Source organism: Actinoplanes cyaneus (assembly GCF_016862095.1).
In the GTDB taxonomy this organism is placed as follows: domain Bacteria; phylum Actinomycetota; class Actinomycetes; order Mycobacteriales; family Micromonosporaceae; genus Actinoplanes; species Actinoplanes cyaneus.
This window is the reverse complement of record NZ_BOMH01000002.1, coordinates 173953-194981: the sequence shown is the minus strand read 5'-3', so window position 1 is coordinate 194981 and position 21029 is coordinate 173953. Positions and strand designations below refer to the sequence as shown.

Sequence of the window (21029 nt, the reverse complement as noted above, 5' to 3'; positions counted from 1 at the left end):
ATTTACAAATCCACAACGCTTAGCCCCTACGATGCGCGCGTGCAACCGAATTTCGGCCTCGGGGCCGGCATGCGCCTGGGCGGCCGATACCGCCTGGAGGACCGGCTCGGCGCCGGTGGGATGGGCGAGGTCTGGCGTGCCTTCGACGAGGCCCTCAACCGGGTCGTCGCGGTCAAGACCATGCTGCCGGCGGCAGCCCAGGACCCCGGCTTCGTCCAGCGTTTCACCGCTGAGGCGCACGCCATGGCCCAGGTAAACCACCCGAACGTGGCGGCGATCCACGACGTCGGCCAGGACGGTGGACACACGTACCTGGTGATGGAGTTCATCGACGGTGAGTCACTGGCACAGCGCCTGGCGCGGGACGGCCGGCTCAGCCCCGCCGAGACGAAACGCATCGTCGTGGCCGCCGCCGAGGGCCTGCAGGCCGTCCACGACCAGGGAATCCTGCACCGCGACGTCAAACCGGCGAACATCATGCTGCGCGCCGACGGCGGAGTGCTGATCACCGACTTCGGCATCGCCCGGCACCTGAGCTCACCCGGCGTGACCGCGACCGGCGCGGTCCTGGGCACGCCCAGCTACCTCGCGCCCGAGCAGGTCCTCGGTGAGCCCGCCGACCGGCGCAGCGACGTGTACTCGCTGGGCCTGGTCGCCTACGAATGCCTCGCCGGGGAGAAGCCGTTCGTCGGCGACAACCCGTACGCGGTCGCCCTGCAACGCATCCAGCAGGAGCCGAAGACGCTCGGCGCGGACGTGCCGCCGGCCGTGCTCGCCCTCGTCGAGCGGGCGCTGCAGACCGACCCGGAGAAACGCTTCCCGACCGCGCTCGCCATGGCCGAGATGGCGCGGCAGGCCGATCTCACGCCGCCCGGCGCCACCGGCCGTACCGGGGGAAGGAAATCCTCCCGGACGCTGATCGGCGCCGTCGCGGCGGTCGTGGTCATCGCCCTGATCGTCGCCGGGATCACCCTGCGGGGCGGCGGCAACGACCCGAAGGGCGCCGAAGCGGCCGGCAGACCCAGCGCGACTGCGGCCGCCGGTGGCGCCCCCGCCGGCTACGTGGCCTGCGGCGACGGCTTCTGCCCGGAGGCGCCGCTGTGCTGGGCCGGGCTCACGCAGATCGGCACCCAGGCGGTCGCGCCGGTGTCCCGCTTCTGCCCCGGAACCCACGCGTGGGAGACGTTCGCGGCGATCACGCTGCCGGCCGGCCCGCCGGTGCTGGACTCCGCGTCGCCGCTGCTGAAACAACCCGACGTGGCTAAGGCCTGCTCGGCGGAGGTCATGGCCGCGCAGAGCGTCGACCCGGCCAAGACCAAGGGCTGGCGGCGGGAGGCGTGGCCGGTGCAGGGCAACAACGGCTGGCTGCTGCATTGCATGGCCCAGCCGGCCAAGGGCTCGTCGGTGGGCGCGGCCTTCCAGCAGTGACGCACCGCATCATCCGAACCTCTCAAGATCACATTCATCATTTCCTGCCTCCGCTGTGGTCCTTCTCCGCTGCTCCCGCGGGGACCCTTCCGGCCTGAGCAGGGCGCCGGCGCGCCCTGAACGCTCAGGCCGCAAGGGCGGCCTCCGTGGCGGGGCGCGGTCAGAGCCCACGCGAGCCCGTGGCCTGGCAATGCCCCGGCCGCGCGTCCCGCTCCAAGCTGGTTCTCACGGTCGTCATTCGTGCCTCATGACGACCGTGAGAACCAGCGGAAGAAGCCGCATCGCGTGCCGTACCGGCGCCCAGCCGCGACTCCAGGTTCCGGCTGGTTCTCATGGGCGTTATTCGTGCCTCATAACGCCCATGAGAACCAGCCGAGGGCGCAACCCGCGGCTGGGCCGTGAGTGGTGGCGGCGTCGCGCAGCGGGGCCGGAGGCTCCGCTGAGTCGTGAGTGGTGGCGGCGTCTCGCGGCGGGGCTGGGGCCGGAGGCGCGGCTGGGTCGTGGCGTTGCGCGGCGGGGCTGGGGCGCGAGCGCGGCTGGGTCGTGAGGTTGGCGCGGGCGCGCGAGCGCGGCTGAGTTGTGCGGGCGGCGGTGGGGCGGGAGGCGCGGCTGGGTCGTGCGCGGCGGGGCTGGGGCGGGACGGGGGACGGCGCCCGCCTGGGGATGAGGGGCGGGCGCCGTCGGAGTGCGGAACGTCAGATCTTGCCGGTGCCGGCTCCCGCCGTGACCGTGGCCTTGACGGAAGTGTTCGCCTCCGGCGTGTACGAGTACGGGATCGCCGCCACGGAAGCCCCGTTGCGTACCTCCTCCGCCCCCGAGTTGACCTTGTAGTTGTTCAGCACCTTGAGGTTCCCGGCGTCGGAGTCCCCGGTCTGGGTGACCGTCGGATGCGCGACGTTCTCGAAGTAGTTGCGTTCGACGAAGACGCCCGCGTTCTCGGTGGACGCCACGCCGTACGAGCCGACGTTGCTGTAGTAGTTGTTGAGCACGTGGACCGGGTTGGCGAACCGGACCCGCGGGTGCCGCTGGTTGGTCCCGTCGAACCAGTTGTGGACGTAGGTGACGCGCAGGTGCCCGAGGTCCTGGGCGCTGTTGTCGTCACTGTGCCCGAGCAGCATGGACTTGTCGTGGTTGTGCAGGTGGTTCCAGGAGACCGTGACGAAGTCCGAGCCGCGCTTGATGTCGATCAGCCCGTCGTAGCCGTTCGACAGGTCGTTGTGGTCGATCCAGATGTTGGTGCTGCCGCTCTGTACGTTGATCGAGTCGTCGGCGGCGTTCTTGAACACGAGGTTGCGGAGGATCACGTTCCGGACGCCGGAGAGGTTGAGGCCGCCGCCGGTGATCCCGGAGCCGGAGCCGACGCCGATGACCGTCTTGTTCGAGGCGACGCCGTACATGCCGGAGATCGTGATCAGGCCGGAGACCCGGACGGTCTGCGACGTGCCGGAGCTGAGCGCCGACTTGAGTGCGGAGGCGGTGGTGACGGTGACGACGGTGCCGGACGAGCCGCCGGTGGTGCCGCCGTTGAGGGAGGCGAAGCCGACCGGGCTGGATTCGGCGGCGAACGCCGGCGTGGCCTGGCCGACGGCGAGGCCGCCGGCCGAGGCGAGGACGCCGGCGGTGGCCGCGGCGAGGACGGTGCGACGTGACGGGGACATGGGGGTTTCCTCCGTTGGGGGACGGGGCAGGTGAGTCCACGTGCAGGTAAGCGCTTTCCTCGGGCTGAAGCTAGGCGTGGCATCCAGGTCTGTCAATGACTGATTTCCGGAGTGTTTCCGGCGTGGCCTTAACCGGTTCACGCTGACCTGCGCGTTCGTGGCACGACCGGGGTCGCGCCGGTGGTGCAGCATCTGTAGAACGAGGAACATGCTGATCTACCTCGACTGCGACACGGGCATCGACGACGCGATCGCCATCGCCTACCTGCTGGCCCACCCGGACGCCACGCTCGCCGGCATCGGCACGGTCAACGGCAACACCACCGCCCCGCAGGCCGCGGCGAACACGCTCGGCGTCCTCGCGCTGGCCGGCGTCACGGGCATCCCGGTCGCGATCGGGTCCGGCGAGCATCCCGGCTCGGTGGTCGCGGTCCACGGCGGCAACGGCGCCGGCGGGGTCGGTCTTCCGCCGGGAGAGGACCCGATCGGGCGTACGGCCGTGGAACTGCTCGTCGACCTTGCCCGGCGCCACCCCGGTGAGCTGCACGTCCTCGCCACCGGCCCGTGCGGGAACCTGGCCGCCGCGCTCCGGGCCGAGCCGCGGCTGCCCGAGCTGGTCGCGTCGGTCACCGTGATGGGCGGGGCGGTGCGCGTCCCCGGCAACCGCCAGCCGCACGCCGAGGCGAACCTGGCCCACGACCCGGGCGCCGCCGCCGCCGTCCTCGCGGCGCCGTGGCCGGTCACGCTGGTCCCGCTCGACGTCACGATGCGCCACCGCTGGACCGTTGCCGACGTCGACGCGCTACGTGCCGGGGGAACGCCGCTGCACCGGGCACTTTCGGACATGGTGCCGGTCTACTTCGACAGCTACGAGCGGCTGCTCGGCGTGCGCGAGATCCCGCTGCACGACCCGCTCGCCGCCGCGATCCTGCTCGGCGACGTCACGCCCGACGATGCTCCGCTGCTCGCGATCGAGGTGCAGGCCAATGGTCGTACGGCGGAAAGGGGTGTGGGTTCGGTCCGGGTGGTCCTCTCGCTGACCGAACCTGCCGGACCGGTCCTGTTGCGCCGGCTCCTTGCCTGATCGGTCGCGGACAGTATCCGAACGGCTGCGCGAACCACCCGGACACGCGAACCGAACAGCGCCGGGCCGGCGCGGCGGGCCACCAGAATCGGAGACTTCCACCGAGATCATCGAGGAGATTGCCTGATGCGCACGTCCCTGGCCATCGCAAGCGCACTCGCCGTCGCGGCCGGCGGTGTCCTGATCGTCGCCGGCCCGGCCCAGGCCGCCACGCCGGCGCTGCGGTTCTCCGCCGTCCAGTACGACTCGCCCGGCAAGGACACCCGCTCGAACACGTCGCTGAACGCCGAGTGGATCCAGCTGGTCAACACCGGCGGCAAGGCGGTCAACCTGAAGGGCTGGAAGATCGTCGACAAGTCCCGCACCTACACGTTCGGCAGCGTGACGATCGCCGGCAAGGGCGGCAAGGTCACCCTGCACACCGGCAAGGGCAAGAACAGCAAGGCCAACCTCTACTGGGGCTCCGGCAACTACGTCTGGAACAACACCGGGGACACCGCGACGCTGAAGACCGGCGCCGGCAAGGTCCACGACACCTGCAAGTGGGGTCAGAAGGCGGGACGCACCAAGATCTCCTGCTGACTCACGGGCCGGCCAGCAGCCGTGCGACACCGTGCTCGAAACGGTCGTCGAAGGACTCCCCGGCCAGGAACGTGAGCGCACGTCGCAGGGCCGGCCGGTCACCCACCTCCAGATCGCGGGTGAACCGGCCGGCCGCGGCCTGCTCCTCCTGGGTCACGCCGAGCGTGAGATAGACCAGGCTCCAGCACGTCCACGCCGCCTCCCGCTCCGGCATGCCGCCGTCGAGCAGGGCCGCGATCAGCGCCTCCGCGACATCCAGGGTGGCCGGCTCGGCCGCGAACGTGCCGGCGACGACGGCCGCGCCGTCCCGATGTGCCAGCAGCGCCCGCCGGTACCGCCGGACGATCTCGGCGGCCCGCTCCCGCCACCGCTCCGGCAGGTCCTCGAGCGACACCCCGGCGACGATCGCGTCGGCCATCAGCTCCGCCAGCCGCGCCCGGGTCTTGGCGTGCCACACCACCGTGTTCATCCGCACGCCGAGCCGCTCGGCGACGGACCGCATCGAGACGGCCGCCGCGCCCTGATCGTTCAGCACGGCCAGAGCGGCGCGGACCACATCCACTTGACTATTGGTCACTGACCAATTCTACTCGACGCACATCGTTGGTCAGTGACCAAGAGGAGGCGACGATGAGTGAGGTCGTGATCGTGGGCGCCGGCCCGACCGGGTTGTGGCTCGCCGGTGAGCTGCGGCTGGGCGGGGCGCGCGTCACCGTGCTGGAGGCGCGCGAGGAACGGGATGCACATTCGAAGGCGTTGACGATCCATCCGCGTACCCTCGAGATCTTCGATTCCCGGGGAATGGCGGAGACGTTCCTCGCCGAGGGGACGCGCATTCCGAACGGCCATTTCGGCGGGCTGCCCGACCGGATGGACTTCGCCGGGCTGGACACGCCCTACCCGTTCACGCTCGCCCTGCCGCAGGCCCGCACCGAGGAGATCCTCGAGGACCGCGCTCGCTCGCTCGGGGCGGTCGTCGAGCGCGGTCACCGGGTGACCGGGATTCCCGACGCGTCGTACGTCGTCGGCTGCGACGGCGTCCGCAGCACGATCCGCGCGGCCGCCGGCATCGACTTCGCCGGCACCGGCGCGACCACCTGGGGATGGCTCGGGGACGTCGTTCTCGACGCGCCACCCCCGCACGGCGTCGCCAACCTCGCCGGGCCGCACGGTGGCCTGATGATCGTGCCCCTCGGCGGCGGCGTCTCCCGGCTGGTCGGCGCCGATCCCGCGACCAACCGCCCGGAATGGCCGGGGGAGCTCACCTTCCCGGAGTTCCGCGCGACGGTACGACGGGTCGCCGGCACCGACTTCGGCATGCGCGACCCGGTCTGGCTGTCCCGGTTCGGCAACGCCACCCGGCAGGCCACCACCTACCGGGCGGGCCGGGTGTTCCTGGCCGGGGACGCCGCCCACCAGCACTTCCCGGCCGGCGGCGTGGGCATGAACGTCGGCATCCAGGACGCCCACAACCTCGGCTGGAAACTGGCCGCCGTGATCACCGGGCGGGCCGGCGAGGAGCTGCTCGACACCTACCACGAGGAGCGGCACCCGGTCGGCGCGGCACTGCTGCGGCACACCCGGGCGCAGACCGCGCTGATGACCGCCTACACCCCGGAGGGGCAGGCACTGCGGGCGCTGCTCAGCGAGTTGATCGCCACGGCGCCCGACATGTCACGGCTGCTGGCCGAGCGGTTGTCCGGGCTCGACGTCGCCTACGCGACCGGGCGCCGCGTCCGCGACCTGCGGTTCGACGACGGCAGCCGCCTCTTCGAACGGTTGCGGACAGGCCGGCACGTCTCGACCGACGCCGGCCTGGTCCGCCCGGACGGCCACTCGGCGTGACAGCGTCGCGGCCGCGGGCTCAGTGAGCGTGGACGCGGTTGCGGCCGGCCCGTTTCGCCTCGTAGAGCCGCTGGTCGGCCAGCCCCAGCCCGAGATCCGCGCCGGTCGAGTCGGCGACCCCGAAACTGATGGTCACGCTCAGCCCTTCGGCGATCTGCTCCCACGGGTACCCGGCGACCCGGGCCCGCAGCAGATCGCAGGCGGCCCGGGCCTCCTGCGCCCGTAACCCGCTCAGCGCGACCAGGAACTCCTCACCGCCGAGCCGCGCGACCAGGTCGGTGTCCCGCACACCGTCGAGGAAGATCGCCGCGATCCGCCGCAGCACCTCGTCGCCGACCGGGTGCCCGAACCGGTCGTTGACCTGTTTGAACAGGTCCACGTCGGCCAGTGCGACGGCGAGCGGCGCGGACCCGGCGGCCAGCGCGGGGAGCCGTTCGTCGACCGAGCGCCGGTTCGGCAGCCCGGTCAGCGCGTCCTCGGTCGCCTGCCGCTGCCATACCGCGTTCGCGGCGGCGAGCTCCACCATCGACGTGCGGTGCAGCTCCGCCTCGAGGCGCGCGTTCTCGGCCTCGAGGCGCGCGTTGTCGAGCTCGAAGTGGTGCGCCGCCATCCGCGCCTTCGCCGCGGCGACCTGGTTGTGCAGCTCGCGCTCCAGGTCGTGGAAATCGCGGTAGCAGCGCAGCGCCTCCCGGAAGTCGCCGACCTGCTCGTACGCCTCGGACAGCTCCCGCAGGATCTCCATCACCATCGGCTTCTCGCCGACCCGCCGCGCCCGGTCCAGCGCCAGCCGCAACCCGTCCACCGCGGCCTCGTGCTCACCACGCAGCAGCCGCAGCCGCGCCTGGTGCTGCAGCGCGGACGACTCCAGCGACCAGTAACCGGCGTCCACCGCGATCACCCGGGACTGCTCCAGCTGCGCGGCCGCGGCGTCCAGGTCGCCGGCGAGCGCCAGCAGCACCCCGTAGTTGTCCAGGCTCAGCGACTCCCGGAACGGGTTGCCGGCCGCCCGTGCCAGCCGTAGCGCCTCGGCCACCCAGGTGAGAGCGTTGACCAGCATCTCCTCGGCCTGCTCGACGGCGCCGAGGCGGCGCAGGCGCGGCACCTCGTACGTCGCGTTGTCGCCGATGTTGTTCAGGATGCAGAACCGGGCCTCGTCGTCCATCCCGGTCGCCATCGTGAGCGCCTGCGACAGATAGGTGTTGCTCAGCGCATGCTCGCCCATGCTGCCGTGCACCACACCGGTCCGGTTGTGCACCCAGTAGAGCAGGTCCTGGTCTCCGAGCGACTGCGCGATGTCGCGCGCCCGCGCCAGCACCTCCAGGGCCTCCTCGTGCATGCCCAGGTCACGCAGCGGCATCGCCTGCAGGGTCAGCACCCGGCAGATACCGGCGCCGTCGTTCAGCGCCTCCAGTTCGGCGACCGCCTGACGGCACGCGCTGACCGCCTCCTCCTGCCGGCCGATCCGCAGCAGTTGGTTCGCGAGCGACCGCAGCGCCTCCGCCTGCCCCGCGCCGTCACCGGCCGCGCGCGCCAGGTCCGCGGCCCGCCGCGCGGTCTCGCACCCCGCCCGGTAATCCCCGGCCCGGCGCAACTCCTCGGCCCTGGCCAGCAGTTCGACGGTCTCGGGCGCATGGCCGACGGTCATCCGTTCCTCCTCCTGGAAGCTGAGATCACCATCGGTCCGCTCCCCACCGTCCTGAGAACAACCGGATGCTGACCGGCCATCGACCCCGAGATTCAAACCCTTCCCGGGTACGCCATCAACCGCGCCCTCCCAAGCTTTTCGTGCGGCCGTGCCGCCGCCGGCGCTCAGCCACCCGGCGTGTGACCGATTTTGCCCATCAGTCGCCAGGAGCGCACGTGCCTGTTATCTGACTGAAGGCGGCCGTGTTGTCCGAATCTCATCGACGGGCAGCGGATTCGCCCTCCTCGCCACCAGGTCCCGGAAACTGTGCCACAGCCGGGCTCACGCTGGCCGCGGGCATCTTCTTCGCGGTGCTGTTCGACATCGAGCCGATCCGGGCCCAGGCCGCATACAAGAGGGCCCGGCGGCAGGTCGAGCACGACCATACCCGCCAGTACCGGCATGCTGGAGAAGCGCCGCCGCGGGTCGCCGACCCGCTGATCGAGAACCGGCCGCCGAATCCCGAGCAGCGGGCGCGCGGCTAGGAGCGGGTCAGCCGAGGGTGATCAGGACCTTGCCGACGGCGCCCTGCTCGACGGCGTCGTGGGCCGCGGCCGTCTCGGCGAGCGGGAAGTGGTGCAGGGGCAGGCCGTGCTCGGAGCCGACGGGCAGGGCGCCGTCTCGCAGAGCCGCGCCGATGTCCTCCGCCGCGGCCTGCAACGCCTCTTCGCCGACCGTGTAGAGGATCAGGAACTGGATCCGGGCATTGATCATCATGTGGGGGCGGATGTCGAACGCCGCGGTGTCCCCGCCGTTGTTGGCGTAGATCGCGATCGTCGCGTGGTTCGCCGCGACCGCCTGGTTCAGCGCGCCGTTCTGCGCCGCGGCCACCTCGACGATGACGTCCACCCCGTCCGGCGCGATCGCCCGGATCTCGGCAGCGGCGTCCCCGTGCTTGTAGTCGACGACGTGATGGGCGCCCGCGGCCGTGGCCAGCTCGGCTTTGTCAGGGCTGCTGACCGTGGTCACCACTGTCGCGCCGGCCCAGCGGGCGAGCTGGATCGCCGCGTGCCCGACCGCTCCCGCCCCGCCGGCGACGAGCACGGTCCGCCCGTCAAGCGCGCCGGGACTGAGCCGCTTGGGGCCGAACTCGGCGACGGTCAGCGCGCGGTGGGCGGTGACGGCCGGGACTCCGAGGGAGGCGCCCACGTCGTACGGGAAAGGCTCGGGTAGGGGGAAAGCGTGCGCGGCGGGAACGATCGTGAACTCGGCGGCCGTCCCGTGCGGCCCGGTGTGGGCGGCCAGCATGACCCAGACCCGGTCACCCACGTTGTGGGAGAGCACGCCCGGGCCGACCGCGTCGACGAGCCCGGCGCCGTCCATGTTCGGGACCGCGCCCGGCTCGGTGGCGGACCGGCGCTTCCAGTCGGTCGGGTTGACGCCCGAGCGCAGCACCCGGACCCGGATCTCGCCGTCGCCGGGCTCGGGGACGTCCTTGTCCACGAGTTCCAGGCCGGTGCTGGTGATGGTGATCGCCTTCATGACCATGACTCTACGAGCCATCGGAGCAACCGGCGACGACTCTACGAGCGCAGCACCTCGTCCATGCCGCCCTCGGCCCGCCAGGTGCGCAACAACTCGTGGAAGACGACCGGGCCGGGCCCGAACGAGTTGTTCACCGGCCGCGGCTTGCCCTCGCCGTTGTAGTAACCGGGGGTGCATTCGGCCTGGAAGTCGAAGGTCACCGGGGCCGTCGCGCGGATGGTGTCGACCCAGCCCTGCTCGGCCTCGGCGGTCGGCTCGATCCGCTGGGCGCCCCGCTCGGCGGCCGCGGCGACCAGCGCGCCGATGTGCGTGGCCTGCTCCTGCAGCACGTGGGTGAAGTTGACGGCCGCGGCGTTCTGCAGCGAGCCGAGGTGGAACAGGTTCGGGAAGCCGTGGCTGTAGAAGCCGTGCAGCGTGCGCGGCCCTTTCGCCCAGTGGGCGAGCAGCGGCTGGCCGCCACGGCCGTGGACCGGCAGGGTCCCGGAGACGACGCCGGAGATGCCGACCTCGAAGCCGGTCGCGAAGATCACGCAGTCGACCTCGAACTCCTGGTCGCCGACCTTGACCCCGGTCGGCGTCATCGCGGTGATCCCGCCGAGGTCGGCGGTGTCGACCAGGGTCACGTTCGGCCGGTTGAACGACTCCAGGTAGTGGTCGCTGAACGTGGGCCGCTTGCACATGTAGCGGTACCACGGCTTGAGGATCTCGGCGGTCGCCGGGTCCTCGACGGTCGCGGCGACGCGGTGCCGGATCTCGTCCATCTTGCGCGCGTCGGCCAGCTCGTCGAGGTATTCGCGCTCCTCGGCGGTCAGGTTCTCGTCGACGGTGCCGGTCAGCATCTGCCGCTGCAGTTTCGCGGTGGCCGTCCAGCCGTCGTCGATCAGGTCCTCGTCGACGTGACCGCCGGTGACCAGCGTCAGGAAGTTCTCCATCCGCTCGCGCTGCCAGCCCGGCTTCAGCGACGCGGCCCATTCCGGGTCGATCGGCCGGTTGCCGCGCACGTCGACGGTGGACGGGGTGCGTTGGAAGACGTAGAGCTGCTCGACGTCCGGCGCGATCGACGGGACGATCTGGATGGCGCTCGCGCCGGTGCCGACGACCGCGACCCGCTTGCCGGTCAGGTCGTAGTCGTGGTCCCACCGGCTGCTGTGGAACGTGTGCCCGCCGAACTCGTCGATCCCCGGGATGCCGGGCAGTTTCGGCTGGCTGAGCGTGCCGGAGGAGATGACCACGTAACGGCTGCGGTACTCGTCGCCGCGGTCGGTCTGCACCGTCCAGTCGGCGGTGTCCTCGTTCCAGGTCAGGCCGGTGACGCGGGTGTGGAACAGGGTGTCGTCGTACAGGCTGAACTGTTTCGCGATGGCGACCGCGTGCTGACGGATCTCCTCGCCCGGGGCGTACCGCCACTTCGGGACGTAGCCGACCTCCTCCAGCAGCGGCATGTAGACCGTGGCCTCGATGTCGCAGTGCACGCCGGGGTAGCGGTTCCAGTACCAGGTGCCGCCGAAGTCGCCGCCCTCGTCGACCATCCGCAGGCTCTCGACGCCGGCCTGGCGCAGCCTGGCGCCGGTGACCAGGCCGCCGAAGCCGCCGCCGATCACGGTCGCCTCGACCCGGTCACGGACCGGCTCCCGCTCGGCCCACCGGGTGTAGGGGTCCTTGGCGTACGCGCTGAGATCGCCGGCGGCCCGCCGGTACTGAGCGGTGCCCTCCGGGCGGATCCTGCGGTCGCGCTCCGCCTGGTACTTCGCGCGCAGCTCGGCGAGGAGCGCGGGCGAGTAGCGGCGCGGCTGGTAGGTCGGGGACATGGGTGGTCCTTATGGGTGGAACCGGAGGGATGGCCGGATCAGCTAAGCCGCGTCACGTTTTTAAGTCAAGTGATTGCCAAATGAATGTTGATCACTGTGGAACCTCAGGGCCGGCTCGCCGGTGCTTGATACAGCCCCTCGATCGCGTCGATCAACCCGACCGCCGTCGCCGACCACACCGCGGCCGCCGCGGCGGGATCCTCCGGAAGCCCGCGTTCCCGCTGCGCGCACAGATGCGTGATCAGCGTGTGCGCCATGTCGTCGCGCTCGTTGCGCACCGCCGGCGGTAGACCGGGCAGGCAGGCGTGCAGCGACTCGGTCACCGCGATCAGGTGCGACGCTCCGGCGAACTCCAGCGCGGCCAGCTCCCGCAGCTGCGGCTCGGTGATCAGCTGGGCGGCCAGCCGGGCATACCGGCAGGGCGAGCCGAGCGACGCCAGATGATCGGTGTACGGCTGGACGACGCAGGTCACCCAGTCCCGCAGGCGGGTGCTGCCGCGATGGCGTTCCAGCAGCTCGGCGCGGAGCTGCTCCATCGGCTCGGCGTGCCGCTGGATGATCGCCCGGACCAGGTCGGCCTTGGTCCCGAAGTGATAGTTCACCGCGGCGTTGTTGCCCTGCCCGGCGGCCTCGCTGACCTGCCGGTTGGAGACGGAGAAGACGCCGTGCTCGGCGAAGAGCCGCTCGGCTGCCACGATGATCCGCAGTCGAGTGTGCTCCACCTGCTCGTGCCGGCGGCTGCCCTGATGCGCGGTGACTCCCATGTCACGGCCAGGATAACGGTTGCCGGGACGAGACGAACGGCCGACGATGGCGGCGTGCGGTCACCGTTGCAGGGCGGGCTGCCGCCACCCGACGTGGTGGCCGGCGAGGTGGTGGAGATCGCCTGCGACGAGTCCGGCTTCTCCGGCACGAATCTGCTGCGCTCGGACGCCCCGGTGATCACGCACGCCAGTGTGGACCTGACCAGGGGCGAGGCCGCCGGGGTGATCGCCGGGCTGCACGCCGGGCGGCCGCACGAGCTCAAGTCCGGGCAGCTGCTGCGCCGGCCGGGGCTCGTACTGGACCGCTTCCTGGCCGCGCTGGCCGGCCGTGCCCACGTGCACCGGATCGACAAACAGTCCTTCCTGGTCTCCCGGATCGTGGACCTGCTGCTCGCCGAGCCGTCCTACGCCGCCGGGACCAGCCTGGCGCGTGACCCGCGGGCGGAGGCGCTCGCGGGCCATCCGGCCGGTCCGCCGTGGGACGCGTTCCTGGCAGCCTTCGCGGAGCTGGCCCGCACCAAGCGCCCCGGCCCGATCGGTCCCCGCGTCGACCGTTTCTTCCGGACCCGCGATCTTCTCGTACGAGGCACGCCCGCCGACCCGGTCCTCGACGCGCTCGACCCGGCCCACGTCCGAGCCGTGGTGACCAGGCTGGACGCCGAGGACAAGGCCATCCCGCCACCACTGGAGCCGCTGCTCCCTGCGCTGGCCGAGACGGTCCTGTTCTGGTCGCGCGGCGGGCGGCGCGTGCTGGTGGTCCACGACGAGCAGAGCGCCCTGACCGCCGGCCGCCTCACCCGGCTGCAGCGCGCGCTGGCCGGCCCGGACGGCGCCTCCCCGCTGGCAGGCCTGGTCACCGTCGACTCGCGGGACGACCCGCGCGTCCAGGTCGCCGACCTGCTCGCGGGGATGGCCCGCCGGGGCCTAGTGACCGACGCCCTGGTAGAAGCGCAACTGGTGCCGCCAGAAGCGGTACGCCAGCGCGAACGGCCTAGCCCCGGCCAGCGATGAGGGCCATGGGACGGGTCTACCGAAACGGCCGAATCCGGGTCAACCGGATTCCCGGCCCGCCATCATCAGTGGCATGAACGTGATCGACGCGGTGTGGAAACGGGCCTGCGCCCACCAGGGCGGCGGCCCCGGCGACCGGCACCTGAGCGCGCTGCTGCTGGTCCACGGCACGATGCTGAACGGGGGCGTGGCGGCGGCCGCGGTCGGTTTCGAGCCGGAGGACCTGCGGGCGGCGGACGAGGCCTGCGAGTACTTCGGGCTCAACGGACTGGCGAACCTCATCCGGGACCTCCCGGCCGCGGCCGGCTCCGAGTGGGACGAGCGGCGCCTCGACATGGCGCTGCGGGACATGGACCCGGAGGGCATCATGATCCCGGCGGCGTTCGAGGACCGTTACGACGCGACCCCGGAGGACTTCGACCCGGTCGAGCGGAAACCCGGGCTCATCGCCGCGCTGACCTCCCGCCGGTGGTCGGTCCACCAGTAGAGGAAGTCGCCGCGCGTGGCGAACAGGTGGTCGCACGACGGGTCACCGGCGAAGTGACGCTCGAGCTGCCACGTCTCGGTCGCCAGGGTCCACCAGCGCCGGTCGGCGGCGTCGCCGAGCTCGATCGGGACGCGGCCCCGGTAACCCTCGACGAACGCGGCGACCCGGCCCAGGTCCGTGCCGAACAGGATGGTGGCGGTGCGGACGACCTCCAGCCCGTACGGCCGGACGCCCAGCCGGTCCCAGTCGAGCAGGCCGACGACCTGACCGTTGCGGAACAGCAGGTTGAGCGGGTTCAGGTCGCCGTGGGTCCAGCCGCACGGGCTGACCTCCGCGGTCGGTGGCCGCTGATCCCCGATCGTGTCCAGCAGCTCCAGCCGGCGGGCGATCCCGTCACGGCCGAACCCGTCGGACCCGTCGGACAGGCGCGCGAACCGTTCCAGCTCCGCGCGGGCGTGGGCAACCGTCGCGGGCGTGTCGGGAAGCCGCCGCGGCGCGGGCGGGCACAGCTCGGCCAGGGCGAGATGCAACCGGCCGACCAGATCACCCAGCTCGGTGCAGGCGCCGGGAGCCAGCTCCGAACCGGTGGGGTGGGCGCCGAGGATCCAGTCGTTCACCGCGTACGAGAAATCGCCGATCGTGAGAATCGTGTCGCCGGTGCTGGTCAGATGGGGTGACGCCACCGGGAAGCCACGCTCGGCCAGCCGTGGCAGCAGACTCTGACCGGCGCGCACGGCCTCCGGCGGCCGGTCGGTCAGCCGCTTGACGGCGAACATGCCGCGATCGGTGGTGAACTGCCAGTTCAGGTTCATCACCCCGGTCTGCACCGGCTGACAGGAGACCACCCGCCCCAGCCGGAACTCGCCCGCGACCGCCTCCTGCACCTGCGGTGCCAGCGGCGGCACCCGGGACAGCGCCACCGCCGGCTCAGCCCTGCTCGCGGGCGTGGAAGGCGAGCACTCGATCGGTCGGGTCCGCGCCGTGCGGTGTCCGCAGACGATCGGTCAGCACGAAGTCCGGCAGGACGAACGCGTCGGCGTGCTGCATCTCGGACAGCGCAAACGTGCCGCCGCGCCGGCTCGGATCCCAGCCGCTGCGCAGCGCGAACAGGATCAGCGCCCGCACGTCGGCCGGCGTCGGGTAGGAACCGTCGGCCGCGCAGCCCCACGGGCCCACGAACAGCGACAGCAGATCCGCCTGCAACGCCTGCCCGGCCTTGCCGGTGCCCCAGACCCGCACCCGGATGCAGCGGTGCCAGTCCCGGTCACCGCGGACATGATGGATCTCGGCCCGCCAGGTGAAGACCCGGGAGCCGTGCCGCAGGTGCCGTAGCCGAGTCCGCACAGATCTCACCCCTTCATCGATCCTGCCACAGCCGGTGGTCCACCCCACCGCCGTATCGGGTGATAGTGATGATCCATGAACCGGGACTGGGTCGAGCAGCAGGCATTGCCCGGTCGGCGCGTCGTCGAGGCGCACGAGCTGACCGGCGGTTACAGCAACCACAACCTGCGGCTGACCATGGACGACGGGCACTCCTACGTGCTGCGGCGCTTCCGTGGCGCCGACCTCGGCCCGGTCGAGGCCGCGCTGGCCCGCCGCCTCGCCGGGGTCGTGCCGGTGCCCGAGGTGGTCGCGATCGGCGAGGGGGTGCTGCTGACCCGCTTCGTGCCGGGCCGGATGCTGAGCGAGGTCCTGAGCGGACCGGCCGACGTCGTGGCGCTCGGCCGGGCGGTGGGGGAGACGCTGGCCCGGATCGGCACGGTGACCTTCGAGGCGCCCGGCTTCTTCACCGGCGCGACCCTGGAACCCGACGGCACCGAGCCGGCCGCCGGCCTCGACCAGTGGGTCGCCCGCTGCCTCGCCGAGGGCAACGCGCACGGCCACCTCACCGAGGCCGAACAGCGGGCGTTGCTGGACCACGCCACCCGGATGACCCCGCTGCTGGCGTCGGTGCACGGCTCACGGCAGCTCGTGCACAGCGACTTCAACCCGAAGAACCTGCTGGTCGTACGCGATGAGGTCGTTGCTGTTCTGGATTGGGAGTTCGCCTTCAGCGGGCCGCCGCTGACCGACGTCGCCAACATGCTGCGCGACCCGCGCCCGCCCGGCTTCGCCGAGGCGTTCGTCGACGGCTTCCGGCGCGGGGGAGGCTCTCTGCCTCCGGGCTGGCGGGAGATCAGCCGGGCGATCGACCTGTACGCCCTGGCGGACTTCCTCACCCGGCCCCCGTCCCACCGATACTTCCAGCGGTCGATCGCCCGGATCCGCGACCTGCTGGCGTGACCGTGCGCAGGCCACGGCTCCCGACCGCGACGACAGTCGGGCAGCGATGAGGAGCAGGGCGCGGGAATCGACTTCCGGACATGCCTCGAACAACGGTTATGTCTGTCGATACGCTCGGGGCGTTCAGTGCGAATCCGGCGATCAGGGATGTCGATGTCAGGCAACGGGGTGGCCGTGGCGGCGGGCGCCGTTCTGCTCCTCGCCGCCTGCACCGGCCCGCAGCCCGCGCCCGAGGTGGCGACGACGGCTCCCGCGCCGGCCGGGTCGTGCGGGGTGGCGGCGTCCGTTCCGGAGGGTGCGACGCTGGTGCCCGCTGACGTGCCGGCCGCCGGTGACCGGGCGAGCGTGCGGTACACGCTGCTCACCGCCGACTCCTGCGGTGGCGGGGTGGCCGAGCAGCCCGACCGCTGCGGGACCTTTCCGTGGGCGACCGAGCGGAACCTGTACGCGCTGGGCGGGCGCGGATGGCTCTCGGTCGCGGTCGGCCCGGCCGTACGGGAGCAGATCGTCTTCTACGCGGCGCAGAGCAGTTTCGCCGATTCCTTTGCGCAGGCCGCTCAGGATTGTGGCTTCTCGACGCTGACCGTGCTCGACGGTGACCCGGTCACGCTGGAGCGCGGCCGGGACGGGCGCACCGAGATCGTCTACCTGACCGCGCGCTCGGTGATCTGGACGGCCGGCACCGATCCGGCTGTCGGGGTCGCCGATCTCGTCCGGCTCGCCGCCCTGGCCGAGGAACGGTCCGCCCTGATCAGGCCACCGTCCTGAGTTTTTGTCAGACCCTGTCGTTACGGTTCCGGCACTTCTTGCGACCGATCGAAGGCGAAGGGTGGCTGTGATGCCTGCCGACACGACGTACCTCGAACTCTCCGAAGACAGCGGGAGCGCGCACAAGTTCTACGAGGTGACCGTCGACGGCACTGACGTGACCATCCGCTATGGACGGATCGGCGATCAGGGTCAGGTCAAGAGGTCGTCGTTCACCACGCCGGAGAAGGCGCGGGCCGAGGCGTCGAAGAAGATCGGGGAGAAGGTCCGCAAGGGGTACGCGACGGCGGTGCCCGGCGGCCGGCAGAAACGTTCGGTGTCGCGCCGTCAGATCGTCAGCACCCGCTCGACGGCGACGCGCGCGCCGATCCTGTGGCGCTATGCGTCGGGCAGCCCCGCGTTCGGCATCTTCGTCGACGACGACGTGTGCATGGTCGGCAACGAGAGCGGCCTGATCACCACGCTCGGGCACGACGCGACCGTGCGGCAGCAGTTCCGGCTGCCCGACGGGGTGAAGTGCATCGTCGCCGACGACGGCTGGATCTACGCGGGCTGCGACGACGGCAACGTCTACGACCTGTCCGGCAAGGTGCCGCGCCTGGCGTACCGGATCGCGCCCGAGATCGACATCTACTGGCTGGACATTCACGACGGCGTGCTCGGCGTCTCCGACGCGAACGGCGGGATCTCGGCGATCGACCACGAGGACGAGTTCCTGTGGCAGCGGCCCGGGCGCGGCCGCTCGGCGTGGATGGTCCGGTGCGACGCGACCGCCGTGCACCACGGCCACTCCGGCGGGGTGACGAGCTACGACTGGCGCACCGGCCGGGAGAGGTGGCACACGAAGACCGGGCCGGTGCTGTTCGGCTGGCAGGAGCGTGACACGGTCTACGCGGGCACGTCCACCCGCCAGGTCGTCGAGCTGGGCAAGGACGGGCGCGAGCGCCAGGTGTACCGGTGCGACGCCGCGGTCTACTCGTGCGCCACCGCGGAGGACGGGCGGTATGTGTTCGCCGGTGACAGCGCGTCGTCGATCTACTGCTTCGACACCGACGGCACCCGGCTGTGGAAGCTGTCCACCGGGTGCGGCTCGGCCTACTCGATGCAGTATCGGGACGAGCGCCTCTACATCGTCACCACCGACGGCTCGCTGGCCTGCATCGACGCGAGCGAGGCGGCCATCCACGCGGCGGTGGGCGGCACGGTCCCGCAGGCCGTCGACGTGAAGGCGCCGCCGCGCATCCAGGCGGTCGTGCCGTCGACGACGGTCGAGGTCGTCCACGACGCGGCCGGCGGTGTGCTGGTGGAGTGCGTCGACGTGGGCGGCCGGCTGCGGATCAGGGTGCTCTCCGCCGGGTATCACCAGGACTGGCAGGTCCAGTTCCCGAAGGGCATCCGCGAGGCCGGCAGCCGCTTCGTGGTGACCGGCGTCCGCGAGGCCGCCCGAGGCGGCTTCTACCGTGCCTACGGCGACGTCCGCCGCCTCCTTTAGGAGGGGGTTCGGAGGGTGAAGGTGCTCTCGGCTTCGAAGGAGTCGCCGGAGGGCTTGTCGATGTAGAGGGCGCCGTCGCGCCGGTGCAGGAAGTAATCCGGGTAGTTGATCGAGCGGACCCGGAACGAGCCGGCCGGCTGGTCGTCCTCGGCGCAGAACGTGGCGTCCTTGCGGAACAGCTCGGAGTCGTCCTTCGCGTCGAAGCGCAGGCGGTAGTCGAAGTGCCGCAGGTACTTGCCGTCGCCGTCGCGGAAGGTGAAGCACGAGTCGTCGGCCAGTCCCTTCACCACCGTCAGCGGTTCGGCCACCACGGAGAAGGTGGCGTACTCACCCCGGACGGCGAGGTAGGACTCCTTGTCGCCGGCCGGTGAGACCAGCCACGACCCGGTGGCCAGCCCGGACGGCGCGGTCCGGCTGGGCGCCGCGGCAGGGGACGACACCCCCGGCGACACGGCCGGGGCGGCGGAGGTGGCCGCCACGGGCGACGAGGCGGACGGCGTGGCGGGGGAGCGCATGACGACGTACGCGCCGGCGGCCACGACGATCACCACCGCCGCGGCCACCAGGGTCAGGACGCCCGGGTGCAGACGGCGGCGGTCCCGGACGTCGACGCCGCCTTGGCCGTAAATGGTCATTGCTGTTCCTCCTGCTGCCTGCGCGACCGACCACTGTACGGGTCCGCCGCGAGCGGGACCCCTGGCGGAGTGTGGGCAGGACGGTGGGGCGCCCGAAGGGAGCCGAGGCCGGGAATCATCGCCCGAGGTAGGCGAGCACCGCGCTGACCCGCCGGTGACTGCCGTCGTCGGGAGGCAGGTCCAGCTTGGCGAAGATGTTGCTGACATGTTTGTGTACGGCGCGTTCGGTGACGTACAGCCGGGTCGCGATCGTGCTGTTGGTGTGTCCCTCGGCCATGAGAGCCAGCACTTCGCGCTCCCGGGGGCTCAGCTCGTCCAGCCGGCTCGACCGGTGGTCCGCGACCAGCCGGGAGATGACCAGCGGGTCGACGGCGGTGCCACCCGCGGCGACCCGCCGCATCGCGTCGAGGAAGTCGTCGACGCGCGACACCCGGTCCTTGAGCAGGTAGCCGATGCCGCCTCGACCGTCCCCGAGCAGCTCGGCGGCATACGCGCGCTCCACGTACTGGGAGAGCACCAGCACCGGCAGGTCCGGGTGGGTCCGGCGAGCGGCGCGCACGGCACGCAGGCCCTCGTCGGCGAAGGTGGGAGGCAGCCGGATGTCGACCAGGGCGATGTCCGGCCGGTGGTGGTCCACCGCGGCGAGGAACTCGTCCACCCGATCGACGGCGGCCACCACCTCGAAGCCGGCGGTGGCCAGCAGGAGCCCCAGCCCCTCCTGCAACAGCACGTTGTCCTCGGCGATCACGACACGCACGGCAGCTCCACCCGTACCGTCGTCGGTCCTCCGGCTGGGCTCCGCAAGGTCATCCTCCCGTCGAGGGCGGCGGCCCGGTCCGTCATCCCGGCCAGGCCCGTACCGGCTGACGGGTCGGCCCCGCCGCAGCCGTTGTCGCTGACCTCCACCACCAGGCGGTCGCCGCCCTGATCGAGGCTCAGCGTGATCTCGGTGGCGCCGCTGTGCTTGACGACGTTGGTCAGCGCCTCCGCCACCACGAAGTACGCGGCGCTCTCCACCGCGGCAGGTGGCCTTGCCAGCGCGCCGATCGACGCTCGGACCGGCACGGGTGACTCGGCGGCGAGGGTCCGCACCGCTTCGGCAAGTCCCCGGTCGGCCAGGATCGGTGGATAGATGGTGCGGACCACCTCGCGGAGCGTGGTCAGGGCGTGCTCGACGCCCGCGTGGGCCCCCTCGACGAGGTTGTCGGCGGCGTCCGGGTCGGCGCGACGCTGCCGCTGCGCGAGGCCCAGTTTGATCGCCACAGCGACCAGGTGAGCCTGGATGCCGTCGTGCAGATCCCGCTCGATGCGGCGCAGCTCCAGCGCGTGGGCATCGAGGGCGGCCGCACGTGTGCTCGACAGCTGCTCGACCCGCGCGGTGAGGCGGTCGCGGGCCGACGGGGCCAGCAGCGCCCGGCACACCCGGGCCTGCGCCGATGCCACCACCGGTCCGGCCACGATCAGCAGTGCCGCCGAGCCTGCGGCGACGGGAAGGGGCACGGCCGACGCCCGGCTCCAGCTGTCGATCGGGACGAAGAAGTCGATCGGCGCACCGCTCGGCGCCCACCACAGCATCGTGACGAAGGGCGCAAGAACCGCGCACACCCACAGAGCCAGCCAGCACACGGCCAGCGGGGCGGCGGTCACGGCGTGCAGCACCAGCCACGCCAGGTCCCGCCACGCCGCGGGGTCACGGGTCAGCGTACGCAACTGTGCGAACGACGACCCGGACGACTCGAGGTCATGCCGCGGCACCACCTCTCCCAGCAGCAGCCCCGCCCGGCGCCGTTCCCCGGCGGCCAGCGACCGGCCGCCCCGTACGGCGCGCGCCAGCAGCGGCACCCCGATCAGCACGGGACACAGGGCAGCGGCCACCACCAGGAGCAGCAGCGCGCCGACCGCGGTGACACCGGTGACACCACCACGCAGCAGGTACGCCGTTGCCTGCCCCGCACGCCGGATGGTCCCCGTACCGGAAGTCGTCATCTCCGGTCTCCAGGCATCACCACAGC

The 21029-nt window shown here is 71.7% G+C and carries 21 protein-coding genes; 10 read left to right on the top strand and 11 right to left on the bottom strand.

The window, feature by feature from the left end; translation table 11 throughout:
* Nucleotides 1–39 precede the first annotated feature (39 nt).
* The gene (locus Acy02nite_RS01845; protein ID WP_203737978.1) at nucleotides 40–1428 is read left to right on the top strand and encodes a serine/threonine-protein kinase; all 1389 of its coding nucleotides are present in this window, start codon (nucleotides 40–42) and stop codon (nucleotides 1426–1428) included.
* Between the two features lie 695 nt (nucleotides 1429–2123).
* Here Acy02nite_RS01845 and Acy02nite_RS01840 read toward each other — a convergent pair.
* Nucleotides 2124–3086: a pectate lyase family protein gene (locus tag Acy02nite_RS01840; protein ID WP_203737977.1), complete on the bottom strand. Its 963-nt coding sequence runs from the start codon at nucleotides 3084–3086 to the stop codon at nucleotides 2124–2126.
* Nucleotides 3087–3294: 208 nt separating this feature from the next.
* On the opposite strand from Acy02nite_RS01840, the gene Acy02nite_RS01835 reads away from it, so the two are divergent.
* Complete coding sequence (locus Acy02nite_RS01835) at nucleotides 3295–4170, top strand: nucleoside hydrolase (RefSeq protein WP_203737976.1); 876 nt, start codon at nucleotides 3295–3297, stop codon at nucleotides 4168–4170.
* Between the two features lie 126 nt (nucleotides 4171–4296).
* Nucleotides 4297–4752, top strand: coding sequence for a lamin tail domain-containing protein (locus tag Acy02nite_RS01830; RefSeq protein ID WP_203737975.1), 456 nt, complete (start codon nucleotides 4297–4299; stop codon nucleotides 4750–4752).
* 1 nt (nucleotide 4753) lies between these two features.
* On the opposite strand, the gene Acy02nite_RS01825 is transcribed toward Acy02nite_RS01830, so the two are convergent.
* On the bottom strand, nucleotides 4754–5329 hold the full coding sequence (locus Acy02nite_RS01825; protein ID WP_239174065.1) for a TetR/AcrR family transcriptional regulator C-terminal domain-containing protein: 576 nt from the start codon (nucleotides 5327–5329) through the stop codon (nucleotides 4754–4756).
* A gap of 53 nt (nucleotides 5330–5382) precedes the next feature.
* Here Acy02nite_RS01825 and Acy02nite_RS01820 point away from each other — a divergent pair, with 53 nt between their 5' ends.
* Entirely contained in the window at nucleotides 5383–6597 is a 1215-nt protein-coding gene (locus tag Acy02nite_RS01820; protein WP_203737974.1) for an FAD-dependent monooxygenase, read from the top strand.
* Between the two features lie 19 nt (nucleotides 6598–6616).
* Here Acy02nite_RS01820 and Acy02nite_RS01815 read toward each other — a convergent pair whose 3' ends face one another.
* Nucleotides 6617–8242: a tetratricopeptide repeat-containing diguanylate cyclase gene (locus Acy02nite_RS01815; RefSeq protein WP_203737973.1), complete on the bottom strand. Its 1626-nt coding sequence runs from the start codon at nucleotides 8240–8242 to the stop codon at nucleotides 6617–6619.
* Nucleotides 8243–8592: 350 nt separating this feature from the next.
* Here Acy02nite_RS01815 and Acy02nite_RS01810 point away from each other — a divergent pair, with 350 nt between their 5' ends.
* Nucleotides 8593–8766, top strand: a complete 174-nt coding sequence (locus Acy02nite_RS01810) for a hypothetical protein (protein ID WP_203737971.1) — start codon at nucleotides 8593–8595, stop codon at nucleotides 8764–8766.
* Between the two features lie 7 nt (nucleotides 8767–8773).
* On the opposite strand, the gene Acy02nite_RS01805 is transcribed toward Acy02nite_RS01810, so the two are convergent.
* From Acy02nite_RS01805 to Acy02nite_RS01795, 3 genes are all read right to left on the bottom strand, one after another.
* Nucleotides 8774–9763 carry an NADPH:quinone reductase gene (locus tag Acy02nite_RS01805; RefSeq protein WP_203737969.1) on the bottom strand — a complete coding sequence of 330 codons (990 nt, stop codon included), beginning with the start codon at nucleotides 9761–9763 and terminating at the stop codon, nucleotides 8774–8776.
* A 41-nt stretch (nucleotides 9764–9804) separates the two neighbouring features.
* The gene (locus Acy02nite_RS01800) at nucleotides 9805–11574 is read right to left on the bottom strand and encodes a flavin-containing monooxygenase (protein ID WP_203737967.1); all 1770 of its coding nucleotides are present in this window, start codon (nucleotides 11572–11574) and stop codon (nucleotides 9805–9807) included.
* Nucleotides 11575–11678: 104 nt separating this feature from the next.
* On the bottom strand, nucleotides 11679–12338 hold the full coding sequence (locus Acy02nite_RS01795; protein ID WP_203737965.1) for a TetR/AcrR family transcriptional regulator: 660 nt from the start codon (nucleotides 12336–12338) through the stop codon (nucleotides 11679–11681).
* Nucleotides 12339–12392: 54 nt separating this feature from the next.
* Between Acy02nite_RS01795 and Acy02nite_RS01790 the strand changes: the two genes are divergently transcribed.
* Together Acy02nite_RS01790 and Acy02nite_RS01785 are read left to right on the top strand one after the other, a co-directional pair.
* Nucleotides 12393–13349 carry a hypothetical protein gene (locus Acy02nite_RS01790; RefSeq protein ID WP_203737963.1) on the top strand — a complete coding sequence of 319 codons (957 nt, stop codon included), beginning with the start codon at nucleotides 12393–12395 and terminating at the stop codon, nucleotides 13347–13349.
* Nucleotides 13350–13422: 73 nt separating this feature from the next.
* A complete protein-coding gene (locus Acy02nite_RS01785) occupies nucleotides 13423–13836 on the top strand; it encodes a hypothetical protein (RefSeq protein WP_203737961.1) in 414 nt (137 codons plus the stop codon).
* On the opposite strand, the gene Acy02nite_RS01780 is transcribed toward Acy02nite_RS01785, so the two are convergent.
* Nucleotides 13743–14756 carry a phosphotransferase enzyme family protein gene (locus tag Acy02nite_RS01780; RefSeq protein WP_203737959.1) on the bottom strand — a complete coding sequence of 338 codons (1014 nt, stop codon included), beginning with the start codon at nucleotides 14754–14756 and terminating at the stop codon, nucleotides 13743–13745. The genes Acy02nite_RS01785 and Acy02nite_RS01780 overlap by 94 nt on opposite strands.
* Nucleotides 14757–14763: 7 nt before the next feature.
* Complete coding sequence (locus Acy02nite_RS01775) at nucleotides 14764–15180, bottom strand: integrase (RefSeq protein ID WP_203737952.1); 417 nt, start codon at nucleotides 15178–15180, stop codon at nucleotides 14764–14766.
* A gap of 75 nt (nucleotides 15181–15255) precedes the next feature.
* Between Acy02nite_RS01775 and Acy02nite_RS01770 the strand changes: the two genes are divergently transcribed.
* The 3 genes from Acy02nite_RS01770 (at nucleotide 15256) to Acy02nite_RS01760 (ending at nucleotide 18382) form a co-directional block, all read left to right on the top strand.
* Nucleotides 15256–16122, top strand: coding sequence for a phosphotransferase family protein (locus tag Acy02nite_RS01770; protein ID WP_203737949.1), 867 nt, complete (start codon nucleotides 15256–15258; stop codon nucleotides 16120–16122).
* Nucleotides 16123–16275: 153 nt separating this feature from the next.
* The gene (locus Acy02nite_RS01765) at nucleotides 16276–16890 is read left to right on the top strand and encodes a hypothetical protein (RefSeq protein ID WP_203737947.1); all 615 of its coding nucleotides are present in this window, start codon (nucleotides 16276–16278) and stop codon (nucleotides 16888–16890) included.
* A 70-nt stretch (nucleotides 16891–16960) separates the two neighbouring features.
* Nucleotides 16961–18382 (top strand): WGR domain-containing protein, encoded by a 1422-nt coding sequence (locus Acy02nite_RS01760; RefSeq protein WP_203737945.1) that lies wholly within the window; start codon nucleotides 16961–16963, stop codon nucleotides 18380–18382.
* Here Acy02nite_RS01760 and Acy02nite_RS01755 read toward each other — a convergent pair.
* The 3 genes from Acy02nite_RS01755 to Acy02nite_RS01745 all read right to left on the bottom strand — a co-directional run bounded on the left by Acy02nite_RS01755 (nucleotide 18379) and on the right by Acy02nite_RS01745 (nucleotide 21003).
* Complete coding sequence (locus tag Acy02nite_RS01755; RefSeq protein WP_203737943.1) at nucleotides 18379–19017, bottom strand: AbfB domain-containing protein; 639 nt, start codon at nucleotides 19015–19017, stop codon at nucleotides 18379–18381. The two genes, Acy02nite_RS01760 and Acy02nite_RS01755, sit on opposite strands and share 4 nt — an antisense overlap.
* A 115-nt stretch (nucleotides 19018–19132) precedes the next feature.
* A complete protein-coding gene (locus Acy02nite_RS01750) occupies nucleotides 19133–19774 on the bottom strand; it encodes a response regulator (protein ID WP_203737941.1) in 642 nt (213 codons plus the stop codon).
* The gene (locus Acy02nite_RS01745) at nucleotides 19762–21003 is read right to left on the bottom strand and encodes a sensor histidine kinase (RefSeq protein WP_203737939.1); all 1242 of its coding nucleotides are present in this window, start codon (nucleotides 21001–21003) and stop codon (nucleotides 19762–19764) included. The genes Acy02nite_RS01750 and Acy02nite_RS01745 overlap by 13 nt, the downstream gene beginning before the upstream one ends.
* Between the last annotated feature and the right edge of the window lie 26 nt (nucleotides 21004–21029).

Bases quoted from the DNA above. Each gene is read 5' to 3' on its own strand.
- Acy02nite_RS01805 (WP_203737969.1), bottom strand. From the start codon at position 9,763: ATGAAGGCGATCACCATCACCAGCACCGGCCTGGAACTCGTGGACAAG.
- Acy02nite_RS01830 (WP_203737975.1), top strand. From the start codon at position 4,297: ATGCGCACGTCCCTGGCCATCGCAAGCGCACTCGCCGTCGCGGCCGGC.
- Acy02nite_RS01770 (WP_203737949.1), top strand. From the start codon at position 15,256: ATGAACCGGGACTGGGTCGAGCAGCAGGCATTGCCCGGTCGGCGCGTC.
- Acy02nite_RS01820 (WP_203737974.1), top strand. From the start codon at position 5,383: ATGAGTGAGGTCGTGATCGTGGGCGCCGGCCCGACCGGGTTGTGGCTC.
- Acy02nite_RS01795 (WP_203737965.1), bottom strand. From the start codon at position 12,338: ATGGGAGTCACCGCGCATCAGGGCAGCCGCCGGCACGAGCAGGTGGAG.
- Acy02nite_RS01760 (WP_203737945.1), top strand. From the start codon at position 16,961: ATGCCTGCCGACACGACGTACCTCGAACTCTCCGAAGACAGCGGGAGC.
- Acy02nite_RS01815 (WP_203737973.1), bottom strand. From the start codon at position 8,242: ATGACCGTCGGCCATGCGCCCGAGACCGTCGAACTGCTGGCCAGGGCC.
- Acy02nite_RS01800 (WP_203737967.1), bottom strand. From the start codon at position 11,574: ATGTCCCCGACCTACCAGCCGCGCCGCTACTCGCCCGCGCTCCTCGCC.
- Acy02nite_RS01840 (WP_203737977.1), bottom strand. From the start codon at position 3,086: ATGTCCCCGTCACGTCGCACCGTCCTCGCCGCGGCCACCGCCGGCGTC.
- Acy02nite_RS01765 (WP_203737947.1), top strand. From the start codon at position 16,276: ATGTCAGGCAACGGGGTGGCCGTGGCGGCGGGCGCCGTTCTGCTCCTC.
- Acy02nite_RS01755 (WP_203737943.1), bottom strand. From the start codon at position 19,017: ATGACCATTTACGGCCAAGGCGGCGTCGACGTCCGGGACCGCCGCCGT.
- Acy02nite_RS01785 (WP_203737961.1), top strand. From the start codon at position 13,423: ATGAACGTGATCGACGCGGTGTGGAAACGGGCCTGCGCCCACCAGGGC.
- Acy02nite_RS01745 (WP_203737939.1), bottom strand. From the start codon at position 21,003: ATGACGACTTCCGGTACGGGGACCATCCGGCGTGCGGGGCAGGCAACG.
- Acy02nite_RS01835 (WP_203737976.1), top strand. From the start codon at position 3,295: ATGCTGATCTACCTCGACTGCGACACGGGCATCGACGACGCGATCGCC.